This window comes from Pseudoduganella sp. RAF53_2, from assembly GCF_052113985.1.
Taxonomy (GTDB): domain Bacteria; phylum Pseudomonadota; class Gammaproteobacteria; order Burkholderiales; family Burkholderiaceae_D; genus Rugamonas.
This window is the reverse complement of the sequence record NZ_JBFRDW010000571.1, coordinates 1-4,012: the sequence shown is the minus strand read 5'-3', so window position 1 is coordinate 4,012 and position 4,012 is coordinate 1. Positions and strand designations below refer to the sequence as shown.

Annotated in this window: 4 protein-coding genes; 1 reads left to right on the top strand and 3 read right to left on the bottom strand. The window is 60.1% G+C overall.

Features of this window, described 5'->3' with window-relative positions:
• The coding region (locus tag AB4Z11_RS25555) for a TonB-dependent receptor domain-containing protein (protein ID WP_442028602.1) at positions 1–548 on the top strand (548 nt) is incomplete at its 5' end.
• Positions 549–642: 94 nt separating this feature from the next.
• Here AB4Z11_RS25555 and AB4Z11_RS25550 read toward each other — a convergent pair.
• From AB4Z11_RS25550 to AB4Z11_RS25540, 3 genes are all read right to left on the bottom strand, one after another.
• Positions 643–1,410, bottom strand: coding sequence for an REP-associated tyrosine transposase (locus AB4Z11_RS25550; protein ID WP_442028601.1), 768 nt, complete (start codon positions 1,408–1,410; stop codon positions 643–645).
• A 61-nt stretch (positions 1,411–1,471) separates the two neighbouring features.
• Complete coding sequence (locus AB4Z11_RS25545) at positions 1,472–2,734, bottom strand: MFS transporter (RefSeq protein WP_442028603.1); 1,263 nt, start codon at positions 2,732–2,734, stop codon at positions 1,472–1,474.
• Positions 2,735–2,815: 81 nt separating this feature from the next.
• A partial coding sequence (locus AB4Z11_RS25540; RefSeq protein ID WP_442028600.1) for a GH1 family beta-glucosidase occupies positions 2,816–4,012 on the bottom strand: 1,197 nt, incomplete at its 5' end.

Genomic DNA, 4,012 nt, shown 5'->3' with positions numbered 1-4,012 from the left:
GCCATAGCCTGAGCACCTTCAACGCAGAAGGCGCGAAGATCTACGGCTTCGAGTCCGAACTGGCGGCGCGCATCACGAAGGACGATCGCGTGCAAGTGGTAGCGACCTACACTCACGCCAAGCTGGGCACCCTGATCGGCGGCAGTAACGACTACCAGCTGCCGGCATGTCCGATCACCGGCATCACCAGCTGCCTGGACGTGACGGGCAACACGATGCCGCACGCACCGAAGTTCAGCACGCAGGTGCAGTATTCGCACTCGATCCACCTGCCGGACGGCACGCTGACCCCGCGTGTCAGCGCCCACTACGAAAGCGCGAGCTGGCTGAGCGTGTTCAATCTGGGTGAGCCGGATCGTCAGAAGTCCTACACCCGCACGGACCTCGGCATGCGCTACGAAGCGACGAAGAACTACTACGTCGACCTGTTCGTGCGCAACGTGGAAGACAAGAACGTCAAGACGAGCGCCCAGAATCCGCAAGGCATCTGGCAAGCGCAATACCTGCCGCCACGCACCTTCGGCTTCAACGCAGGCTACAACTTCTGATTTACTGATCCAAGGTTGGCCCCGGTCGCGATTTCCCCCGGCCGGGGCTTTTTTTATTTGGGGTCAGGCGCTAAACGAGACACGAGCTGGTCCGTTAGTTTCGCTTCGCCGCTCTCCCAATGGTCCTTTTGCTGACGCCAAATGCCTCGGCTATATCCTTTTTGCTATACGCTCCCGACGAGATGGCATCAGCTATTGCGCTGTTTCGGTTGGGCCGGCAGGCATAGTCGGCCAAGGGCTTGGGCGCGGGCTGGGATTGAGTGGCATCCGGTTTCTGGCTTTTGAGGCGGCCCTTCAGCGGATTGCTGCAGTCCATGCCGCTCGCTACAAATGCACGAAACGCTTTGTGGCGCAGGTCGTTGTCGCGCTGGCCGAAGTGGGCGAGTATCCGGTCCGTTTCGAGCCAGTGTGGCGGCGTGGCCAGGCCAGCGGTATATCGATAGCTGCTCCAGCGCCAGTCTGCTGCGCATTCAACCAGCCCTGCTCGGACAGGGTTGAGTGCGATGTATCGTCCGAGCTCGGCAAAGTACGAATCGTGCTCGACTAATTGGGCGTTAAAGCGGCCTTGCAGGAGGTGGCCGTCCTTGCCATGTCGTTTGTTGAAGTGCTGAGAATAATGGCTGTTCAGGAATTGCATGCCTTTGGATAGGTTTGCTTGCATCGTCTCCAGCAGAATGTGGAAATGGTTGGGCATCAGGCAAAAGCTGTGGCTGATAAATCCAAACTTCTCAGCGGTCGTGGCGAAGGTTTTGTGCCAGGTGAGGTAATCGTGGTCGTCTAGAAAGATATGGGCGCGACGATTGCCGCGCGAGGTGATGTGGTAGATGGCTCCTGGGAACTGGATGCGAGGTTGGCGGCTCATGCAGGGAAGTTAGCATGTGCCGCGGAACCAGGTCCTGAGGCAGATCAAGCAGCCTCATGTCTCATTTAGCGCCTGACCCCAAATGGAAGGGGGCGAGCCAGGTGATGAGGAAGCTGGGGATGGTGGCGGCCATCACGAACCAGAAGTAGTGGACGTAGCCGAGCATTTGCTGGAGGTGTCCGCTCACCAGGCCGGTGACCATCATGCACAGGCCCATCAGGCCGGTGCCGAAGGCGTAATGGGTGGTCGTGTATTTGCCGGGAGCCAGCTGCTGCATTAGGTAGATCATGAAGCCGACCGAGCCGAAGCCGAAGAAGAATTTTTCGACCGTGACGCCAAGGCTGATCAGCACCAGGCTGCTCGGCTGATAAATCGACATCAGCAGGAAGGTTACGTTCGGAATGTTCACTGCGCAGCACAGCAGGAACAGCGTCGGCTTCAGGCCGCGCCTGGCGACGAAGATGCCGCCCAGCAGGGAGCCAAGCAGCACGGCAGCCAGGCCATAAGTGCCGTAGATGATGCCGAGCAGTTCGTTCGATAAGCCAAGGCCGCCTTTGGCTACCGGGTCCACCATGAAGAAGGGGCCGATTTTTTCCAGCAGCCCGATCGACAGGCGAAACAGGAAGGCGAAGCCCACCATCAGCCATACATCGCGCTTCTGGAAGAAGGTAACGAAGGCGTCCTTCAGGATGTGCCATGCGTCGCCCAGCGAGGCGGGCGCGTCTTCGGCCTTGGCGCCGTCGGGCATGACTTTCCAGTGCCAGGCCGTCATCGCGAGAATGATCACGGCGACCAGTGCGAACACGATTTGCCAGGCCTTCGTCCAGTCGTGCGTGTAGTTGGTGTGCAGCCAGCCGCTCAGGAAGACGAAGCCGCCCGATGCTACGATCGGGCCGATGTTCCAGCTCAGGCTTTGTATGCCGCAGTACAGCGATTGCTTGCGCGAGTCGAGCGAGGTGACGTACACGCCGTCAGCTGCAATGTCCTGCGTGGCGCCGATGAAGGACAGCACCACAAACAGCACCAGCAGCGCAGTCAGGTAGCCAGGCAGGGACATCGCCAGCGCCACAGCGCCGAAGCCCGCGGCCAGTATCAGCTCGGTGATCAGCACGAAGAACTTCTTGGTGCGGTACATTTCGACGATCGGCGCGAACAGCGGCTTGATGGTGTAGGCGAGGATCAGCGAGCTGGCATAGCCGGCCRCCTGCGCATTGTCCATGCCCAGATTCTTGAACATGATGGACGTCACGCTGGACAGCATCACATAGGCCAGCGCCATCGTGAAGTAACCGGTGGGAACCCACAGCAGCGGGCTGCGTCCCATTGGCGGTGCGGGCGCGGGTTCCTGGCCCGCCTGCATGGTGGCTTCCTGCTGCATCTTTGTCTCCTCGCTGTTTTGTTTTTTTTAAGCGGTCTGGTTGTCGATTAAGTCCCGATACCAGTAGCCGCTGTCTTTCATTGTCCGCTGCTGCGTTTCGTAGTCGACGTGGATCATACCGAATCGCTTGGCATAACCGGAATTCCATTCGAAATTATCCAGCAGACTCCAGGCGAAGTAGCCTTGCACGTTGACGCCCTGGTCCATCGCGTCCTTCAATGCGGCCAGGTGGCTTTGCATGAATTCGATGCGCTTGGGGTCGTGCACTTCGCCGTTAATCACTGCGTCCGGATTGGCCATGCCGTTTTCGGTGATGTATATCGGCGGCAGGTCGTAGGCGGCGTTCAGCTTCAGCAGCAGTTCGGTGAAGCCTTCCGGATAAATCTCCCAGCCCATGTCGGTGAAGCCGTGCTTGCCGGGGGCTTTACGCGGCGGGTCTTCGGCGCTGCAATAGGCGCGGAAGTAGTAGTTCACGCCGAGGAAGTCCAGCGGCTGCTGGATGATTTCGAAGTCGCCCCGTTCCACCAGCGGCGCATTCGCTCCGTGGCCTTTCAGCGCAAGCTCAGGGTAGTGGCCTTTGAAGATCGGGTCCATGAACCATTCGACGGAGCGCGAGTATTCCCATGCCGCCAGGTCGCGATCGGCGGCGCTGTCGGTGGCGGGATCGGCGGTCCACTGGTTCAGCACAATGCCCAGCTGGCAGTTCGGCTTTACGGCGCGCATGGCGCTCATGGCCAGGCCGTGCGACAGCAGCAGATGGTGCGATACCTGCACCGATTGTTTGACGTCCGCCACGCCCGGCGCGAACTGGGCGTTGCCGTAGCCAAGATTGGCTGTGCACCACGGTTCGTTGTGCGTTGCAATCGTTTTCACGCGATTGCCAAAGCGGCGCGCCACTTCAGCTGCATAGTCGGCAAAGCGGTAGGCGGTGTCGCGGTTCAGCCAGCCGCCATCGTCCTGCAGGCCTTGCGGCAGGTCCCAGTGGTAGAGGGTGAGGTGGGCTTCGATATTGTGCGCTTCCAGCGCATCCAGCAGATTCGAATAGAAGGCGAAACCGGCTTCATTCCAGGCTCCCTTGCCCGTTGGCTGCACCCGCGACCAGGCAATCGAGAAGCGGTAGGCGCCCACGTGCAGGCCGGCGATCAGGGCCACATCTTCCCGGTAGCGGTAGTAGTGCTCGCAGGCGTGGTCGCCATTGCTGCCGTCGATGATGCGGCCCGGGGT